General features: G+C 57.2%; 18 protein-coding genes and 1 pseudogene. 14 read left to right on the top strand and 5 right to left on the bottom strand.

Going from position 1 to position 18738, the window contains the following annotated elements; translation table 11 throughout:
• Window positions 1–146 precede the first annotated feature (146 nt).
• The 11 genes from GT756_RS09225 to GT756_RS09175 all read left to right on the top strand — a co-directional run bounded on the left by GT756_RS09225 (window position 147) and on the right by GT756_RS09175 (window position 11218).
• Window positions 147–1373: an SfnB family sulfur acquisition oxidoreductase gene (locus GT756_RS09225; protein ID WP_023318450.1), complete on the top strand. Its 1227-nt coding sequence runs from the start codon at window positions 147–149 to the stop codon at window positions 1371–1373.
• 1 nt (window position 1374) lies between these two features.
• Entirely contained in the window at window positions 1375–2049 is a 675-nt protein-coding gene (locus tag GT756_RS09220) for a methionine ABC transporter permease (protein ID WP_004202921.1), read from the top strand.
• A 31-nt stretch (window positions 2050–2080) separates the two neighbouring features.
• Entirely contained in the window at window positions 2081–2857 is a 777-nt protein-coding gene (locus GT756_RS09215) for a MetQ/NlpA family ABC transporter substrate-binding protein (RefSeq protein WP_049092638.1), read from the top strand.
• A gap of 52 nt (window positions 2858–2909) precedes the next feature.
• On the top strand, window positions 2910–3953 hold the full coding sequence (locus tag GT756_RS09210) for a methionine ABC transporter ATP-binding protein (RefSeq protein ID WP_017899540.1): 1044 nt from the start codon (window positions 2910–2912) through the stop codon (window positions 3951–3953).
• Window positions 3954–4101: 148 nt separating this feature from the next.
• Window positions 4102–5805: an ABC transporter substrate-binding protein gene (locus GT756_RS09205; RefSeq protein WP_004202925.1), complete on the top strand. Its 1704-nt coding sequence runs from the start codon at window positions 4102–4104 to the stop codon at window positions 5803–5805.
• Window positions 5806–5849: 44 nt separating this feature from the next.
• Window positions 5850–6809, top strand: a complete 960-nt coding sequence (locus tag GT756_RS09200; protein WP_004202926.1) for an ABC transporter permease — start codon at window positions 5850–5852, stop codon at window positions 6807–6809.
• Entirely contained in the window at window positions 6806–7756 is a 951-nt protein-coding gene (opp4C, locus tag GT756_RS09195; RefSeq protein ID WP_072500751.1) for an oligopeptide ABC transporter permease, read from the top strand. Before GT756_RS09200 ends, opp4C begins: the two co-directional genes overlap by 4 nt.
• On the top strand, window positions 7753–8733 hold the full coding sequence (locus GT756_RS09190; protein ID WP_023318454.1) for an ABC transporter ATP-binding protein: 981 nt from the start codon (window positions 7753–7755) through the stop codon (window positions 8731–8733). Before opp4C ends, GT756_RS09190 begins: the two co-directional genes overlap by 4 nt.
• A complete protein-coding gene (locus GT756_RS09185) occupies window positions 8730–9701 on the top strand; it encodes an ABC transporter ATP-binding protein (protein ID WP_039103704.1) in 972 nt (323 codons plus the stop codon). Before GT756_RS09190 ends, GT756_RS09185 begins: the two co-directional genes overlap by 4 nt.
• A gap of 368 nt (window positions 9702–10069) precedes the next feature.
• Window positions 10070–10612 carry an anti-virulence regulator CigR family protein gene (locus GT756_RS09180; RefSeq protein ID WP_108433493.1) on the top strand — a complete coding sequence of 181 codons (543 nt, stop codon included), beginning with the start codon at window positions 10070–10072 and terminating at the stop codon, window positions 10610–10612.
• 117 nt (window positions 10613–10729) lie between these two features.
• Window positions 10730–11218 (top strand): DinB family protein, encoded by a 489-nt coding sequence (locus tag GT756_RS09175; RefSeq protein ID WP_039103707.1) that lies wholly within the window; start codon window positions 10730–10732, stop codon window positions 11216–11218.
• A gap of 78 nt (window positions 11219–11296) precedes the next feature.
• On the opposite strand, the gene GT756_RS09170 is transcribed toward GT756_RS09175, so the two are convergent.
• On the bottom strand, window positions 11297–11668 hold the full coding sequence (locus GT756_RS09170) for a cyclophilin-like fold protein (RefSeq protein WP_017899547.1): 372 nt from the start codon (window positions 11666–11668) through the stop codon (window positions 11297–11299).
• A gap of 237 nt (window positions 11669–11905) precedes the next feature.
• On the bottom strand, window positions 11906–12826 hold the full coding sequence (locus GT756_RS09165; protein WP_049093752.1) for a LysR family transcriptional regulator: 921 nt from the start codon (window positions 12824–12826) through the stop codon (window positions 11906–11908).
• A 227-nt stretch (window positions 12827–13053) separates the two neighbouring features.
• Here GT756_RS09165 and GT756_RS09160 point away from each other — a divergent pair, with 227 nt between their 5' ends.
• From GT756_RS09160 to GT756_RS09150, 3 genes are all read left to right on the top strand, one after another.
• Window positions 13054–14136 carry an alpha/beta hydrolase gene (locus GT756_RS09160; protein ID WP_223171628.1) on the top strand — a complete coding sequence of 361 codons (1083 nt, stop codon included), beginning with the start codon at window positions 13054–13056 and terminating at the stop codon, window positions 14134–14136.
• Between the two features lie 61 nt (window positions 14137–14197).
• Window positions 14198–15346, top strand: coding sequence for an iron-containing alcohol dehydrogenase (locus GT756_RS09155; protein ID WP_049093728.1), 1149 nt, complete (start codon window positions 14198–14200; stop codon window positions 15344–15346).
• Between the two features lie 99 nt (window positions 15347–15445).
• Window positions 15446–16642, top strand: coding sequence for an MFS transporter (locus tag GT756_RS09150; RefSeq protein ID WP_109938396.1), 1197 nt, complete (start codon window positions 15446–15448; stop codon window positions 16640–16642).
• 114 nt (window positions 16643–16756) lie between these two features.
• Here GT756_RS09150 and GT756_RS09145 read toward each other — a convergent pair whose 3' ends face one another.
• From GT756_RS09145 to GT756_RS26160, 3 genes and pseudogenes are all read right to left on the bottom strand, one after another.
• Entirely contained in the window at window positions 16757–17446 is a 690-nt protein-coding gene (locus GT756_RS09145; protein WP_129550391.1) for a hypothetical protein, read from the bottom strand.
• A 132-nt stretch (window positions 17447–17578) separates the two neighbouring features.
• The gene (locus GT756_RS26165; protein ID WP_229583961.1) at window positions 17579–17716 is read right to left on the bottom strand and encodes a hypothetical protein; all 138 of its coding nucleotides are present in this window, start codon (window positions 17714–17716) and stop codon (window positions 17579–17581) included.
• Window positions 17717–18538: 822 nt separating this feature from the next.
• Window positions 18539–18652 (bottom strand): annotated as a pseudogene (locus tag GT756_RS26160) (LuxR family transcriptional regulator); the annotation flags it as partial.
• Window positions 18653–18738: the final 86 nt, after the last annotated feature.

The raw sequence follows: 18738 nt of genomic DNA, 5'->3' as shown, positions 1-18738 counted from the left end.
GACATAGCCAGCCCGCTAAATATCGCCAACCTGCCTTCCTCTCTCGCTGGCACGTGTTTTGCTTACTCGTACATATAACCCATGAGCATTACGAATAATTTATTTATCCAATTTACGCATAAGCTATTCACTGAATAAGAGAGAAGATGATGTCAGCCAGTTCACCCGCTCTGCCTTACACCCAGTCCTCGCCGCAGGCGCATATTATTGCCAGCGATGCGGAAGCCCTCGCCATCGCCGATGAGATCGCCGCCGTGCTCAAACCCGGCGCCGCCGAGCGCGACCGCACGGGTATCGTCCCGGTGGAGATCGTCAACACCTACTCCAACAGCGGGCTGTGGGGTATTACGGTGCCGCGCCGCTTTGGCGGCGCCGAGGTCTCGGCCGCGACCCTGGCGCAGGTCATTGCCATTCTTTCCGCGGCCGATCCATCGTTAGGTCAGATTCCCCAGAACCACTATTGCCTGCTGGAAGATATTCGTCTGCAGGGCAGCGACGACCAGCAGGCGTTCTTTTTCGCCCAGGTACTGCAAGGCTATCGCTTCGCCAATGCCCTGTCGGAAACCGGAGGGAAAACGGTCCTCGATATTCGTACCCGTATCGTGCAAGGCGCCGAGGGGCTGCGGATCACTGGCCGTAAAGGCTATTGCACCGGATCACTGTATGCCCACTGGATTGGCATTCTGGCGCTGGATGCTGACGATCGCGCCCAGCTCGCCTTTGTGCCACAGAACAGCCCGGGGCTGACGGTGGTCGATGACTGGGCGTGCCTCGGTCAGCGAACTACCGCCAGCGGCACCGTACTGGCCGATAATCTTCCGGTCAATCCCTTCCACCTTTTCCCAACGTGGAAGTCCTACGCCAGCCCGACCCTTGCCGGCCCCTTCGCCCAGTTGACCACCGCGGCGATAGACGCCGGTATCGCCCGCGCGGCGCTGGACGATACCGTGGCGTTCGTGCGCAACAGCGCCCGACCGTGGATCGACGCCGGTGTGGCGCGAGCCAGTGACGACCCGCTGACTATCTACCATATCGGTCAGCTGGATAGCCGTCTTGCCGCTGCCGACGCGCTGCTGGAGCGGGCCGGACGGGTGCTCGACCGCTATAAAAATGACCTCAGTGAGGAACATGTCGCAGAGGCATCGCTGGCCGTCGCCCGCGCCAAAATCTGGACCACTGAAGTAGCGCTGGAGGCCGCCAGCCGCCTGTTTGAGCTGGGGGGCACGCGGGCTACCGGTGAGTCGCTCAACCTCGACCGCCACTGGCGCAATGCCCGGGTGCACACCCTGCACGACCCGGTACGCTGGAAGTATCAGCTGCTCGGAAACTGGGTGCTGAACGGTATTCGTCCGCAACGACATGACTGGAACTGATATGACGAGTCTGCTGGCATTTTTCGCACAAATTGACTGGAGCGATGTGGCCCAGGCCGCCCTCGATACCCTCACCATGCTGGCCTGGTCGCTGGGCTGGACCGTGCTGCTGGGCCTTCCGCTGGGGATCGTACTCTATCTCACCGGCGAGCCGCGTTTGCTGTACGCCCCGCGTCTTTACCGCCTGTTGTCATTGTGCGTCAACGTGCTGCGCTCCCTGCCGTTCATCATTTTACTCATTGTCATGATCCCGTTGACCACGTTGCTGACCGGCACCTCGCTGGGGGTGGAAGGAACCATTCCGCCGCTGGTCGCCGGCTGCGCCCCGTTCTTCGCCAGGCTGGTGGAAACCGCTCTGCGCGAGGTGGAGCACGGCCTGGTGGAGGCCAGCTGGTCGATGGGCGGCAGCACCTGGCAGCTTATCTGGCACACGCTGTTACCGGAGTCGCGGGCCGGGCTGATCGCCGCTGTGACCGTGACGGCCATTTTGCTGGTCGACTACACCTCGATGGCGGGGGTGATTGGCGGCGGTGGGCTGGGCGATCTGGCCATTCGTTTTGGTTATCAGCGCTTTCAGACTGACGTGATGGTGGTCACCGTCCTGATGCTGATTGCGCTGGTACAGCTTCTGCAAATGAGCGGCGACCGCCTGGTGCGCTACGTCAGCCGCAAATAACTTACCCTTCCAGGTTTCAGGAATCACTATCATGAAAAAATCCATTATCGCCGCCGGACTTCTGGCCCTCTTCTCCACCACAGCAATGGCTAACGAGACGCTGATCGTCGGCGCCACGCCGGTACCGCATGCGGAAATCCTGGAGTTTGTGAAGCCCGTGTTGGCAAAGGAAGGCGTCGATTTACAGATCAAAGTATTTAACGATTTTATACAGCCCAATCAGCAGCTGGCGGAGAAACACCTCGACGCTAACTACTACCAGTACCGTCCGTTTCTCGATAACTACAACCAGACCCGGCATGCCAACCTTATTCCGGTGGTCGGGGTGCATATCGAACCTTTCGGCGCCTACTCCAGCAAATACACGAGTCTCACCGCGGTGCCTGACGGGGCGACGATCGCCATTCCTAACGATCCGGTGAACACCGGACGCGCGCTGGTGATGTTAAGCAACGCCGGGCTGATTACCCTCAAGGATCCGCACAATCCGCAATCGGCAACGAAGGACATCACCAGCAACCCGCATCACTTTAAAATCCGCGAACTGGAGGGCGCCATGCTGGCGCGGGCGGTGAAGCAGGTCGACCTCGCCTTTATCTTTGCCAACTATGCGCTGGAGGCCGGTATCGACACCGATAAAGCGTTGCTGGTGGAAAAAGGCAGCGATCTGTACGTCGAATATCTGGTGGCGCGTCCGGACAATATTCAGGACCCGGGCATTCAGAAACTGGCGCAAGCGCTACATTCGGACGCCGTTCGTCAGTTCATTCTGACGCGTTATCAGGGCAAAATTTTACCCGGATTTTAATCACCGCGGGCAGCGGCGACAGCCGCTGCCCGGGCAAACGGAGCGCATCATCGTGACGCATATCCCCGCCCCACCGATCCATATTGAGTTTGCTGGTATCAGCAAAGCCTATCCTAACGGCGTGCAGGCGCTACAGGACATTGACCTGACCATCCGTCAGGGTGAAATTTTCGGCATCATCGGCCGCAGCGGCGCCGGAAAATCCACCCTGCTGCGCCTGTTTAATCGCCTGGAAAGTGCCGATAGCGGCGAGATGTTCATCCACGGCGAGTCGACCGTTCGCTACTCCACGCGCCAGCTGCGCGACCTGCGTCGGCGGGTGGCGATGATTTTTCAGCACTTTAATCTGATGGCCACCAAAACCGTGGCGCAGAATATTGCGCTGCCGCTGAAGATGGCTGGCATCCCGGCCGGCGAACGTCAGCGGCGGGTTACGGAAATGCTTGAGCTGGTGGGCCTCAGCGCCCTGCGCGACAGCTACCCTGCCCGCCTTTCCGGCGGCCAGAAACAGCGAACCGGCATCGCCCGGGCGCTGGTCACTCAACCGGAAATTCTGCTGTGCGATGAGGCAACTTCGGCGCTGGATCCGGAAAACACCTTGTCGGTGTTAACCCTGCTGAAGGAGATTAACCAGCGCCTGGGGCTGACTATCGTGCTGATCACTCACGAAATGGAGGTTATTCGCACCCTCTGCGATCGGGTCAGCGTGCTCGAAGGCGGACGCATTGTCGAACAGGGGGAGGTCTGGCGCGTGTTTGGCAACCCGCAACACCCGGTGACGCGCGCTATGCTCGGCCTGCAGCACCCCGATCGCCCGGAGGCCAGGCCATCGCTGCGCGACGGCGAGCAGATCGTGACCTTACGGTTTGACGGCAGCAGCGGTCGCGAACCCAATCTGCAGCATATCGCCAGCCTGCTGGGGGGCGACGCCCGCCTGCTGTACAGCAACTGCGAGCGTATCCAGGGCCGGGTCATCGGCCAGCTGCAGGTCCGGCTGAGCGGGCCGCTGGCCGCCAGCGCGCTGGTGCAGGATGGCTGGGTCGCGGACAGCATTTTGACCCACCCTCTTCAGACAGCGGAAACCACTGCGCCATAGCCATAGAATGGAATTATATTTCCGATCCTTTGCTAAGGATAATTGGTTATAAATCATAGCGTTTCAGTGTTAGACAGGGCGAAGTGCGCCTCTTATCTTTCGTCATGAATTGTAAATCACCACGCAATCACTTGATGAGGTAGCACTTTTGTCCAGATTACAACAAGGATTAAAAACCCAAAAAACCCGCTTCGCCCTGGCGCTAAAAGTGGCCCTGCTCGGCGGCGTGGTAGCATTTTCTTCTGCTGTCTTTGCTGAGGGTCTCCTGAAAGAAGGCATCACCCCGGCCACTGACGCCAGTCAGATCCCGGCCAGCGCCAAGCTGCGCAAAGACACGGTGGTAGCCGGGATCTCCGAGCCGCAGGGGATCTTTAACCCCTACTTTTTCGTCAACGGCTGGGATGAGAACGTCACGAACGTCATTTTTTCACGCCTGATCGACTGGGACAGCCAGGGCAAGCTGGTCCCGGGGCTGGCGGAGAGCTGGACGGTCAGCCCGGACAGTAAAGTCTATACCATTAAATTGCGCCCTGGTCTGACCTTCAGCGATGGTTCACCGCTGACGGCGGAAGATGTCGCCTTTACCCTGACGGTCCTGCTCGACCCCAAATATGATGGCGATACCGACATCACCCTGGCCAATATCGCTGGCGGCGCAGAATACAAAGCCGGCAAGGCTGACAGCGTCAGCGGCCTGAAGGTCATCGACCCGCTCACTCTTCAGGTGACCACCACCCAGCCAGGCGCCACCACGCTGGCCAAAATTGGCGGGCCAGTGCTGTCGAAAGCCTGGTACGGCAAAGGATATCAACGGGGACATCTCGACTATCTGCGCTCACTGCACGGCAAGCCGCTGGGCAACGGCCCTTACGTGTACGATACCTATATTCCCGGTCAGGAAATTCGCTTCCATGCCAATAGCCATTTTTACCGTGGGACGCCGCCTACGCCGCGCTTTATCTATCGCGTGACCAATCCGTCGACCAACTTCCAGTTGTTCCAGACCGGGGAGACCGACTACGACGCCTTTACCTCGCGTCCTGACGATATCGAACAGCTGAAGATGCTCGGCTTCGCCAACATTAATCTTTACGGCTCCAGCGACTACAGCCAGGTGGAATTCAACGTTCATCGTCCGGCGCTGCAGGATAAGCGGGTACGCCAGGCGCTGATTTATGGCCTGGACCGGCAGAAGCTAATCGACGTGGTCTACCAGGGGTACGGCAAAGTCGCCATCGAGCCGATCGCCCCGATCTCCTGGGCCTTTAACGCAGAAGGCGTCAATCCTTACCATTACGATCCGGCGCAGGCGAAAAAGCTGCTGGATGAGGCCGGCTGGAAAGCTGGCGCCGACGGTATCCGCGTCAAAGAGGGCCAGCGCCTGGAGCTGACCCTGCTGGTGAGCAAGAAGGTGCTCAACGATGCGTTGATCCCCATCGCCAAGGAGAACTGGCGGCAGATCGGCGTGCTGCTTAAACCGCAGGTGGTGGATTTCAACGCTCTGATGGCGCAGCGCAAAGCCGGAAATTACGATCTCGCCTCGTTCAGCACCAGCACTCTCAACGACCCGCACGACGGGGTATGGGATTTCTACAGCAGCGAAGCTAAAGAGTCCGGCTACCACAACGCGGAGGTCGATAAGCTGATTAACGCCGGCAACGCGGTGCTCGACATCGAAAAGCGCAAGCCGATCTATCACCAGCTGTATAAAGTGCTGGCCGACGATCCGCCGGTGATCCTGCTCGGCTATCGCAACATCCTTTCCGCCAGCAGCGCCCGCGTCACCGGCTTTAAACCGGATATCTACAACGGCCTGACCGGCAGCCTGCCGGATGTGAAAATCGTTAAGTAAATCCCCTGGCCGCCGGGTTAACCGGCGGCTGATGCGAGATCGTCATGAAAAATTTCATCCTGAGGCGCCTGCTGCAAACGCTGCCGATGCTACTGCTGGCCTCGTTCATTATTTTTATGCTGTTTGCCAAAACCCCCGGCGACTTTATCGATGGCAATATTACCCTGACCGCCGCCCGCGCTGCGGAGCTGAAGGCGATCTATGGCCTCGACCAGCCGCTGTTCACCCGCTATCTCCACTGGCTGGGACAGCTTCTGCGAGGCGATTTAGGTTTTTCGCTGCAGTATCAGATCCCGGTCAGCCAACTGCTCAATCAGTACATCTGGAACTCTTTTCTGCTGGCCAGCGTCGCGCTGGTCTTTTACTGGGGCATTGGCCTGGCGGTCGGCGTGGTGTCGGCCCTGCGACCTGGCTCCTGGTTTGATCATCTGGTGAGCGTTGCGGTGTTTGCCGCCATGTCATTCCCCACCTTTTTCCTCTGCCTGTTGCTGATTAAATGGTTTGCCGTCGATCTCCACTGGCTGCCGGTAGGCGGGATGACCAATACCGGCAGCGACGAAAGCGGCTGGCAGTATGTGCTGCAAGTGGCTGCCCACCTGGCGCTGCCGGTGCTGGCGCTGGTGATGCTGCAGGCGGGCAGCCTGACACGCTATGTGCGCGCCAGTATGCTCGACGTGGTGAAAATGGATTTTATCCGTACCGCCCGCGCCAAGGGGTTGCATGAGCGCACGGTGATCCTTAAACATGCGTTGCGCAACGCCCTGCTGCCGATCATCACCCTGCTGGGCTTTGAGCTGCCGGGGCTGTTCTCCGGGGCGATCATTACCGAAAAGGTATTCAACTGGCCGGGGGCAGGCCACATTCATATCGACTCGCTGGCCGCCCGCGACTATCCGGTGCTGATGGGGTTTACCCTGTTTCTGGCGGTGCTGACGATAGTCGGTAATTTGCTCGCCGACGTGCTGTACGCCTGGGCCGATCCGCGTATTCGGGTGAGGTCATGATGATCCTGTCTTACTTTGCTTCCCGTCGCCGCCAGCGGCAGGCGGCTATCCCGGTGCTGGCGCACATTACCCCCTCTCCCTGGCGCCAGGGATGGCGACAGCTGCGCCGTAACCGGCTAGCCATGTTCTGCCTGATCCTGCTGGCCGTAATGGCGGTGTGGTGCGTGCTGGGGCCCGTCTGGTCGCCGTGGAAAGATGATGCCACCGACGCCCTGAGCATCAACCAACCGCCCGGCGCGGAACACTGGCTGGGGACCGATTTCCTTGGTCGCGATGTCTACACCCGCCTGCTGCTGGCCGGGCGCATCTCGCTGATTATCGGCCTGCTGACCATGGTGATGTCGGTATTCCTCGGCTATCTGCTCGGCGCCCTCTCGGGTTATGTCGGTGGGTTAACCGACAGAGTGATCATGCGCGTGGCCGACCTGGTGATGACCATCCCTGGATTGCCGCTGTTGATTGTTGCCGGGGCGATGCTTTCCGAGCTCGATTTTTCCCCGGACTCGCGCATCTATATGGTGGTGGTAATGCTCAGCCTGCTGGAGTGGCCCCGACTGGCGCGGCTGGTGCGCGGGCAATGTCTCTCCCTGCGCGAACGCGATTTTATGCTGGCCACCCAAGTACTGGGCCTGTCGGCGCGTCGCCGGCTGTTTGGCCACCTGCTGCCGAATACCATTCCGATTCTGGTGGTGATGGCGACCATGGCTGTCGCCAACGCCATTCTCAGCGAATCCGCGCTGAGCTATCTCGGCCTCGGCGTGGTGCCGCCAACGCCGTCGTGGGGCAATATGATGGATGCCGCCAATAGCCTGATCGATTTCCAGCGCCGTCCCTGGCTGTGGATGCCGCCTGGGATCGCCATCTTTCTCACCGTGATCGCCATTAACGTGCTGGGCGATGGCCTGCGCGACGCCATGGATCCCAATATGAAACCGAGGCTGAAATGACCCTACCGTTAGTCTCTTTTAATCATCTCTCCGTCTCTTTCGCTGGCGAACGTCATCGCGTGCGCGCGGTGCAGGACGTCTCTTTCACGATTCAGGCCGGGCAAACCGTTGGCGTGGTGGGCGAGTCCGGCTGCGGCAAAAGCGTCACCGCCATGGCGCTGATGGGCCTCCTGCCGTCGCAGGCAGCGCGCATCGACGGCGGCGAAATTCGTTTCGCGGACCGCGATCTGCTGCGGCTGAACCCCAGACAGATGGCCGACCTGCGCGGCCACCAGCTGGCCATGATCTTTCAGGAACCGATGTCGGCCCTGAACCCGGTGTTGACCATCGGCGAACAGCTGTGCGAACCAGCGATCCGCCACCTCGGCGCCACGCCGAAAGCCGCCTGGCAGCTGGCTACCCGGCTGCTAAGCGAGGTCGGCCTGGCGCGCGGCGACAGCCTGATGGCCAGCTACCCCCACCAGCTATCCGGCGGCATGCTGCAGCGGGTGATGATCGCCATGGCACTGAGCTGTCAGCCCAAACTGCTGATTGCCGACGAACCGACCACCGCGCTGGACGTCACCGTGCAGGCGCAAATCCTGCGCCTGCTGCGGGACCGGGCGCGGGCCAGCCAGATGGCGATGATGCTGATTACCCACGACCTGGGGGTGATCGCGCAGATGGCCGAACAGGTGGTGGTGATGTATGCCGGAAGGATCGTGGAACAGGGCGCCACGGCGGAGGTGCTACGCCATCCGCAGCACCCTTATACGCGTGGGCTCATCGCCTCCCGCCCGGTGCCGGGCGAGCGGCGTCGGCGACTGTACTCGATTCCCGGTCAGGTACCGGATCTGGCCGCCCTGCCGGCGGGCTGCGCTTTTGCCGGGCGCTGCGAACGGGCGACGCCGCGCTGCCGGGAGGCGATTCCGCCGCTGCTCGGCGAGCGCCAGCGGGCCGCCTGCTTTTATAGCGAATTTGCGGAGGCGACAGCATGAGCGATCGCTATGTTATTGAAGTGGATGGATTGAAGAAGTATTTTCCGCTGCGCGACGGCCTCTTTGGCCAGCAGACCGGCGAGCTTCGCGCGGTGGACGGCGTCAGCTTTAACATCCGTCCGGGCACTATTTTTGGCCTGGTGGGCGAGTCCGGCAGCGGCAAAACCACCGTCGGCCGAACCCTGCTTGGCCTGTACGAGAAGAGCGCCGGCAGCGTGAAATTTCACGGTCAGGAGCTGGCCGACCTGACCGGGCCCGCCCTGCGCGCCATTCGGCCGAGGATGCAGCTGGTATTTCAGGATCCCTACAGCTCGCTGAACCCGCGGCTGCGTATTGGCGAGGCGATAGGCGAAGCCATGCTGCAGCACAAGCTCTGCACCCGCGATGAGCTCTATGACCGGGTGATCGACGTGATGAAGATCTGCGGCCTGGCGCCGGAACACTACGCCCGCTTCCCGCATCAGTTTTCCGGCGGCCAGCGCCAGCGGATCGGTATTGCCCGGGCGCTGATCCTCAACCCGGATTTTATCGTCGCCGATGAGCCCATCTCGGCCCTCGATGTGTCGATTCAGGCGCAGATCATCAATTTGTTTTCCGACCTGCGCGACGACCGCGGCGTCACGTTTCTGTTTATCTCCCACGACCTCGGGGTGGTGGAGCATTTATGTGACGATGTGGCGGTGATGTATCTCGGGCAACTGGTGGAAAGCGCCAGCCGCGATGCGCTGTTCAGCCGCCCCCTCCATCCCTACACCCGCGCTCTGCTAGCCGCGGTGCCGACCCTCGACCCGCACAGCGAACCGCAGGCGCTGGTGCAAGGCGAGATCCCGGATCCGACCAATCCTCCCGCCGGCTGCCGCTTTTCATCTCGCTGCCCGCAGGCCGGCGATCGGTGCCGCAGAGAAGCTCCGGCGCTGCGCGAGGTGGCCCCTGGTCATCGAGTGGCCTGCCATTGGGTCGCGTCCTGAGCGCGGCCGACGGGGGTTATTTATTTCTAAACAACCGGTCGATTGTGCGCAGCGGCGCCAGGATTTACTATCCGCTCCGTCTTGTGAGACGCGTTATGAATGAAGCGTAATATTTTTGTTCATTTTTGCCCGATGGCTTCGGGCATTTTTTTGCGACACGCCCGGGAGCGATCCTGCCGGCGACAAATTTAGCGGGGCGCGGTCGCCCGTCTGTCAAAACGCAGCAATGGAATTGCTCGCCCGCGTCCCGCTATTCCTTAATGACCTTCCCGTGAAATCCCGGAAAAAAATAAGACTCTATGAGATTGCCTGAGGCATAGCGTTATCTTATTTTTTAAGCGTGTACTCCACATTAAGGAAGCAAGATCATGCTTAAGCGTCGCACTATTAAAACAGCACTGGCGGCGGTTATTTCTCTCGCCGTCATGGCGGCACCGGCCTATGCCAACCCGGGTAACGGTAATGGCAATGGCAATGGCGGCGGTAATCACGGGAACAGTGGTAACCATGGCAATAGCGGCAATCATGGTAACAGCGGTAACAGCGGTAACAGCGGCGACCATGGTAATAAAGGACAAAATAAAGGTCAATCCACCGCCGATCATGGCAACCGCAAAAACTACGGCAAGCCCGACCACGTCGACAGCGATATTAGCTTCTCACGGGCGCGCTCCCTGGCCGTGAACTACGGTCTGGTCGGCTATCAGGCGCTGCCTCCGGGTATCGCCAAAAATGTTGCCCGCGGCAAACCGCTCCCTCCGGGTATCGCGAAAAAGACTCTGCCAGCTTCTATGATTAACGACCTGCCCTATTATCCGGGCTATGAATGGCGGGCGGTCGGCGATGACCTGGTGCTGGTAGCGCTGAGCACCGCCATTGTCACCGCCGTGATTAACGGTGTGTTTGACTAACTCACCTGCTTATTGAAAAGCCTCGCCCCGGCGAGGCTTTTTTGTGCCTGGCGCTCGAGAGTGACAACTCACTGGCATCATCGCTAAGATAATGGCTCAACCAACCCGGGACCGACTATGGACAAAGACACTGTAGTGACGCTGTTGAAGTACAAGCGCTGGATTGACCTTGCCACCTTGCAGGCGATCCGCACGATAGACGGAACAGTACATGGCGAAAAACGCCACCTGACCCTCAGGCTGATGAACCATATCCATGTCGTTGACATGATTTTCCGGGCGAATCTGCGCGGCAGGACGCACGGTTACACCGCGCTGAATACCCCCGAGACGCCAACCATTGATGCGCTGGAAACGGCAATGACCGCCTGTACGGACGAATACATTCAGTACGTCAGCGCCATGACCCCCGCTGATTTCCACGAACGTATCGCCTTCAAATTTGTCGACGGCGGCGACGGCAATATGACCGCGATGGAGATGTTGAACCACATGCTCTTTCACGGCGCCTATCACCGCGGCGCGGTAGGCTGGATGATTGGCGAATGCGGCGGCGTGCCGCCGAAAGATGTGCTGACCGTTTTCCTGCGCGACCATCATTCCTGAAACTTATCCCGTGACGTTCCCCTCGGGGAACGTCCTCGTGGCGAATGATGCCGTTCTGTCCGTCGCCGTAACGGCTTGCTAATCGCTCCCGAGCGATGCTGCAGCGGCTAATTCGAATCGTGCCGGGTATGATGAAGGCTGCAGAGGTAATGCGTCAGGTTCATCCAGCCTCCCAAGAGGGATGAGCCCGTCAACGTAACCATGAGCCTGATAAAAAATGGCCAGATTGCCCCAGGGTAAAAAGACCATGATATCGCCCTTGCTGGCTGCTGACCCTACAGGCGAATCCGCCGTCGACAGCCGGGCGGGTAAATCGCCTATCTTTTCCTCTCCTGCATAGTCGCTGAGCTGCAACGTTAAAGGTAACAATCCAGCGAATTCGCGGCTGGCCTGACTACCGTTCAGGGTCGCGGTGAGCACGTTATCATTGATAGTAATCTTTAACTTCATCCTTCACTCCCTGCTAATGATTGAGGTCATTAAAAGTGATGCGCGGAACAGGTAAACCGCTTCCCGGCGGCGAGCATCTCCTTCTCACCCTGCCCCGCCAGGACTACCTTTACCCGGAGAGGCGTGCTATTAGCTGACGCTGATCGTCAGGCAGTTGGCTACCGCTGATATCCTGAAAAACCAGCGGCGGGAGCCATGCCCTGCCGGCACCACGGTTCGCGACGGGTCCGCAAGGGATCAGCCCGTTCTGATAGCGCGGCTGTCCGCTCCGGGATAGTCCCTCAGAATGTCGATAATCACTCGCAGCGCACTGGACACGTTCCGGTGCGGATAATAGATATGAAACCCAGGAAAGGTGTGACTGTAATTCTCCAGAACCGGTATCAGCCGACCGCTTGCCAGTTCGTCCTGCATCAGATCCGCCGCTTCATAGGCCAGCCCCACTCCCAGCGTCGCGGCTTTAATGACTGTGCCGGCATCGCTGAACACCCATCCTCCGGCGGGGTTATGTCGATATAACCGATCGCCATCATGCATCTCCCATCCCCATGGTGAACCGTCGGACATGCGGTAGCCAATACAGGGATACTTATCGAGTTCGCGGGGATGTGCGGGGATCCCATGCTGGCGAAGAAAATTGGGGCTACCGACAACCCGCATCGGCACATCGGGGCCAATACGCACGGAAACCATATCCTCGTTGACCATGCTGCCGTAGCGAACCCCGGCATCATATCGCTCCTTCACAATGTCAACAAAGGTATTATTTTCAATAAGCTCCAGCGCGATATCTGGGTATGCATCCCGTAACGACTGCAGTCGCGGTAGCAACACTTGCTCGATGGCCTGCCTGCTGCCGTTAATGCGCACGGTTCCTGCAGGTTTCTCCCGAAGCTGATTCAGCAGCATCCAGCCATTTTCCAGTTGACCGAACCCCTGATCGAGCGAACGCAGTAGTTTTTCCCCGGCTGAGGTGAGCGCGACCTTGCGGGTACTTCTCACCAGTAACTGCAGATTAATACTTTTCTCCAGCATGCTGATGCTGCGGCTGATACTCGACTGGGCAAGCCCCAGCCTGGCCGCGGCACGGGTAAATCCCCCCTCTTTAGCCACATGATAAAAAAGATAGAGATGATGCAAATCCTCACGACGAAAAATATCCACCCTGCCTCCTGCGTCTGGTCGGTCTCAAGGATTCTATTTATAACATGGACACATTAATGAAGTGCGGTTTTGCCTGCTAATCAGAACGGTTTTGGTTCTCTACTATAAGCGCCATCAACACTCACACCGAACGGGACATCCTGGCCTGTCCTTTACACCATTCAGGAGTATTTATGGCTACTTTTTCTCATCGAACGCTGCGCACGGGAATGATCGTTGGGATGGCGATGCTGTTTGGTTCCAATGCCGCCATCGCAGACCTGGCGCTGCCTATGAAAGGCGACACGGATGTTAAGCTCATTCAGATCTGGGATAAAACCTTTCCGCTGAGCAGCGCCGTCGACCATCAAAAAGTCACCTTTAAAAACCGCTACGGTATTACCCTTGTCGCCGATGTCTATGTGCCGAAAAATCACCCGGCCGGTAAGCTTCCTGCCCTGGCGGTCAGTGGGGCATTCGGTGCCGTAAAGGAGCAGTCATCCGGTCTCTATGCTCAGGAAATGGCCCGGCGTGGTTTTGTTACTCTGGCTTTTGATCCTTCCTATACCGGCGAGAGCAGCGGCGAACCGCGTAATATCGCCTCACCCGATATCAACACGGAAGATATCATGGCGGCCGTCGACTATCTGGGTCTGCTGGATATCGTTGACCGTCAACGCATTGGCCTGTTGGGCGTCTGCGGCTACGGCGGGCTGAACCTTAGCGCGGCGGCAATGGATAAACGTATCAAGGCTGTCGCCACCTCGGTGATGTATGATATGTCGCGCCTGTGGGGTAAAGGCTTCCAGGACAGCTATACCCCGGAACAGCGTAGCAAAGTGCTGGAAAACATGAGCCTGCAGCGCTGGAAAGACGCCGAGAATGGCGTGCCTGCTTATGAGAGCCACAATGTCAGCTTTGATAAAGCGGGTAACGTGGTCCGGGATAAAACTATCCTGCCAGCAACGCTGCAAGCGGATGCCGATCCCATTACTCGAGAATTCTTCGATTATTATCGCACCAGGCGTGGGTATAACCCGCGGTCGGTTAACTCCGCCGGGTCATGGTCAGTGACAACCCCAATGCCGTTTATGAATTTCGCGCAACTGGATCATATTAAGGAAATCTCGCCACGACCGGTACTGATTATTACCGGTGAGAAAGCGCATTCGCGTTACTTTGCGGAAACCGCCTACCAGCAAGCGGCTCAGCCTAAAGAACTGGTCATTGTTCCGGGCGCTAACCACGTGGACTTATATGACAACCAGAGTGGAAGAATTCCCTTTGATAAACTGGACCATTTCTTTAAAGCCACTCTGAAATAACTTTTTATTGATAACCATTTTAATACCTGTGTCGGAATTAAGCCGGCACACAGGAGCGAATATGCATAATTTTAATTTTTATAATCCAACACGTATTGAATTCGGCATCGATAAAGAAGATACCCTTGCTGACCATATCGCCAAAGACGGTATTCATCATGTGCTGATTTGCTATGGCAGCCAGCGAATCAAAAATGAGGGTCTGTTCGAGAAGGTCACGCGCCGTCTCGTATCCCAGGGAATAAGCTGGTGTGAATTTGGCGGTATTATCAGCAACCCGGTCATTTCATCGGTCAGAAGCGCCGTTGAGATGGCGCGTAAGGAAAAGGTACAGGCGATTATCAGCATCGGTGGCGGCTCGGTTCTTGACAGCGCGAAAGCGATTGCTGCGGGAGTCGACTATCCAGGCGACGCCTGGGAATTGTTCACTGGCGACGGGGAATTAATCTCCGCCCTGCCGATATATGCCATTCTGACCCTCGCGGCCACCGGTAGCGAAATGAATCCGTATGCCGTGGTGGTTAACGAAGAAACAAAAGAAAAATTATCCATTGGTAACGATGCCACTCGTCCACGGGTGACGGTATTGAACCCGGCGTTGATGACGGGTGTTCCGAGGGAATACCTGGTCTACTCGGCAGCGGACATTATTTCGCATTTGATCGAGGTGTACTTTACGGCCACCGTACTGCCCAGGCTGCAGTCCAGACTAATTGAATCATTGATTAAAACCGTCATCGAAACGACGGATATACTGATTAACGATCCGCAAAATATTGCGGCACGCGGCGAATTTGCCTGGGCTTCGACGCTGGCGCAAAATGGGATAACCTTCTCCGGCGCCGCAGATTATAGTTATCCTAACCATGCGATTGAGCACTCGTTGTCTGCCCTGTTCGACGTGCCTCATGGCGCCGGGATGTCGGTGGTGATGCCTGCATGGATGAAATGGTACCAGTCCCAAAATAAAGCCCAGTTTAACCGCTTCGCCCGGGTAGTTTTTAACGTGGAAAGTGCGGAAGAAGGTATTGCTGCACTGGAATCCTGGTTTACGAAAATCGGCACGCCGGTGAGACTTTCCGAGGTGAATATTTCTGCCGAGGCATTACCTTCAATTATCGACAATGTTAAATCGCATATCCGGGCCTTTGGTATCGCCGAAACCTATTCGCCTGATGTTGTCGAAGTTATTTTGCATAATGCGCTTTAATGGCGAATACGAATGGGCTTCGGGAAGGTCCCTTTCATTCGCGATCAACCAATACAGAGTGACGCCTGCCGTAAACGTTAAGGTGTAATAAACCCTATTATGGATCTCAGAAAACATTCAGCTTATGATGATGATAAAAATCACTCCTCCAACTGGAGGGGGGTATTTTCCATCACGCTCTGCGTATTTACGCTAATTGCTTCAGAATTTATGCCGGTGAGTCTGCTCTCCCCCATCGCTATGGATTTGGAGATCACCGAAGGTACCGCGGGTCAGGGAATGACGATCTCAGGAATATGTGCTGTTTTAACCAGCCTGTGTATTCGCAGATTGGTAGGTAAAATGAACCGCAAATATTTGCTGTTACTCCTGACCGCGTTGATGGGAATTTCGGCTTTAATTGTAGCGATGGCGCCGAATTTCAGCATTTATATGCTAGGGCGCGCATTGATTGGTGTAGTCATTGGCGGCTTCTGGTCAATGTCTGTCGCCACGGCGGTCAGGCTGGTCCATATTAGTCAGGTTCCGCGCGCTCTGGCCGTTTTTAATGGCGGCAATGCGCTTGCCACCGTGGTGGCCGCACCGCTGGGTAGCTATCTGTCGTCAGTCACCAGCTGGCGTGGCGCCTTTCTGAGCCTGGTGCCCATCGCCGTGGTAACCTTTATCTGGCAATGGATAAGCCTTCCCTCAATGAAAGCGGGAGCGCACCAGGCCGCTAGCGGTTCCGGTCTGCGCAGACTACTGGGCGATCGTTCGGTGGCGATTGGCATGGGCGCGGCCGGTATTTTTTTTATGGGGCAATTTACCTTATTCACCTATATTCGCCCGTACCTCGAACTGATGGCTCAGGTCGATGCCAGGACCATCTCGCTACTATTATTAGCGATCGGTATTTCCGGACTCGCGGGGACTACGGCTATTGGACTGGTGATTAAAAAGCAGCTCTATAAAACGTTAATCATTATTCCGCTACTGATGGCCCTGATTGCGTTATTACTGATCCCGCTGGCGACAAACCTTGTTGCGGTGTCGATTCTGCTGGCCCTGTGGGGCGTACTCTCCACCGCAGCGCCGGTGGGGTGGTGGAGTTGGGTCGCCCATGCCAGCAAAGCGGATACCGAATCAGGCGGGGGACTGATGGTCGCCACAGTGCAGTTTTCTATTGCCCTTGGTGCAACGGTCGGCGGTATTATATTCGACCATCTGGGCTATGAGAGCACCTTTTGCCTGAGCGCCGGGATGCTGATCGTGGCCGCGCTGATGACGATCCAGACGGCGCGACGTTCTGCTAACTGATTACGCGCGATGTTTGCTGGCTCGGTTCCGGCTAACGTCGTCGACCATTCGATAGAGACGAAAAGCTCGATTGGATAGCCAGGCCAGAATATCTCTGGCCTGGCTATCCACGACTCAGGAAGTACATTGATGATGCCCTTCGTTGGCCCACTGATGAATGCCATCGGGTCCTTTTGGTGTAGAAGGTTTTGGACAAGCCACGGAAGTATAAGCGCTTCCCGCCCTTCCTTTTGTTATTGATTGGCGTGAATTCGCCCCCACGCCATCCATACACCCCGTACGGCAATCATTCGCATCAAACCACATCACGGTAACGGCAAAGCCACAGTGGTTAATCCAGAAGTCTGCCAGTGAATTCGACGTCGAATCACGGGTAAGGCAATTATCAGCCGGAGGATAGGATTTGACTGACGAAGAAACCGATGACGGCCCTTGCGAAGACGCCGTTCTCAGGGCGACGTTTTGAGGCGTTGTGACAGTCGCGACTGAACCGCCAGCAGCGGTTTGAATTGTAGATTGAGGCCGCGTACCTGATGAACTGTGGGCTGACTGAGTCACCGGTTGCTTATTCGCGACGCTGGCGACCGTATTATATCCCGTTTGCGGGTCGCTGGTACCGCCGAGAGTAAATACGTCATAAAGCATGACAACGGGTAAGGTTGCGACATACCATGTCGCGACACCATAATGGCCTTTATCAATCTCCTTCCCGGTTTCATTTAGGGCTTTTTGCGTTGTGCAGGATATTAAAGCAGGGAATAAAATTGCGATGGCTATCACACGGAAGAAAAACATATTAACCACTCCCATCCAGCAGGAATTAGATATACGGACTGACCGCTCAGAGAGCGATTAAATCCTTCATTCGTTTTAGGAGGATTATAATGGCGGTAATAACAGATCCACTCATCCATATGAATGAGTGGATGAAATAAATCAGCCGTGAATCGCACGAATGATCAGCAGTAGTTCTGCCTGATTACGGGTGTGGGTTTTCCGGTACAGGGCGCTAAGGTGAGTTCTGATCGTGGCGATAGATACGCCCAGATGTAAGGCGCATTCATCCGGCGTCATGCCCCGCACCAGCAGCTCCGCCACCGCATTTTCGGCAGGCTTGACGTTAAACAGTTCCATCAAGGCGCTGCCGGTGAGAAACGGCTCGGGAATAATCACGCAGGCGACCCCGGCAAGGCGGGCCGCAGGGATCACGAGGATCGGTTTCGGCTCACGCCCGGCGGTATAGCACACCCCTGCCCTCGGCGGCTCTGCCGTCCGGGTGGCCTGCTCGATAGCCCGTTTCAGTTTTTTGCTGTCGGTATTGAGGCACAGCGTATCGCCCCCGCTATACCAGGAGAGGCGGGTGTTAGCGCGCAGGTAGCGTTCGGCATGCGCGCTGGCGTAGAGAATTTTACCGCCATGATCCACCAGCCATACCGGGTAGATCCCGTTGTCCATCACCGCGCTCTGGTATTTTATGGTGTCTCGCAGCTGTTCAAATCGGGCGTGAAGCTGGCAGGCGGTTTTTAACGCCGGGATCAAGCGCCTGAACAGTTCAAACTGCGCCGGCTGCGGATAAGCCGCCGTATTGGCCGTCATCAGTGACAGATAGGTGGCATAGCCATTGAGGGTGCATAGCTTGACGCTGGTAAGATTATTCAGATCGTTGGGGTGATGAAACTCATTGTAATAGACGCTGCCGGCAATAAATTTATCGCCTAAATACTCGCGGTCTCGGTACATTTGCCCGACCGGTAACGCGGTCAATATTTTTTCGGCGGGATCGATGGCCAGAAACACGTCGCGATAGGCAGTGAAGACCTTCTCCTCCAGCAGGAATGAATCGGTCAACAGATGCGCATTGCCTTTATCGTAGAACAGAAATGCCGCGTACTGATGGCCGGTGAGGAACGCCAGTTTCTGCAATGCCGATTTCCACAAATCGGGATCCAGGGTGGCCATCAGCACCGTTTCCAGGATCTCGATGTAAATCAGTTCCGGATCAATCGCCATACCGCCACCTGTGAGTCACTGTTTCCGCTGCCGGAGCGGCGCATGTGGCCGCCCTGATCAGCATAGTTCCGCCAGCGAAACAATGA

Source organism: Klebsiella sp. Q2, assembly GCF_009900705.1.
Classification (GTDB): domain Bacteria; phylum Pseudomonadota; class Gammaproteobacteria; order Enterobacterales; family Enterobacteriaceae; genus Klebsiella; species Klebsiella quasipneumoniae.
Note: the sequence above shows the minus strand (reverse complement) of the source record. Positions and strands in the feature narration are given on the sequence as shown.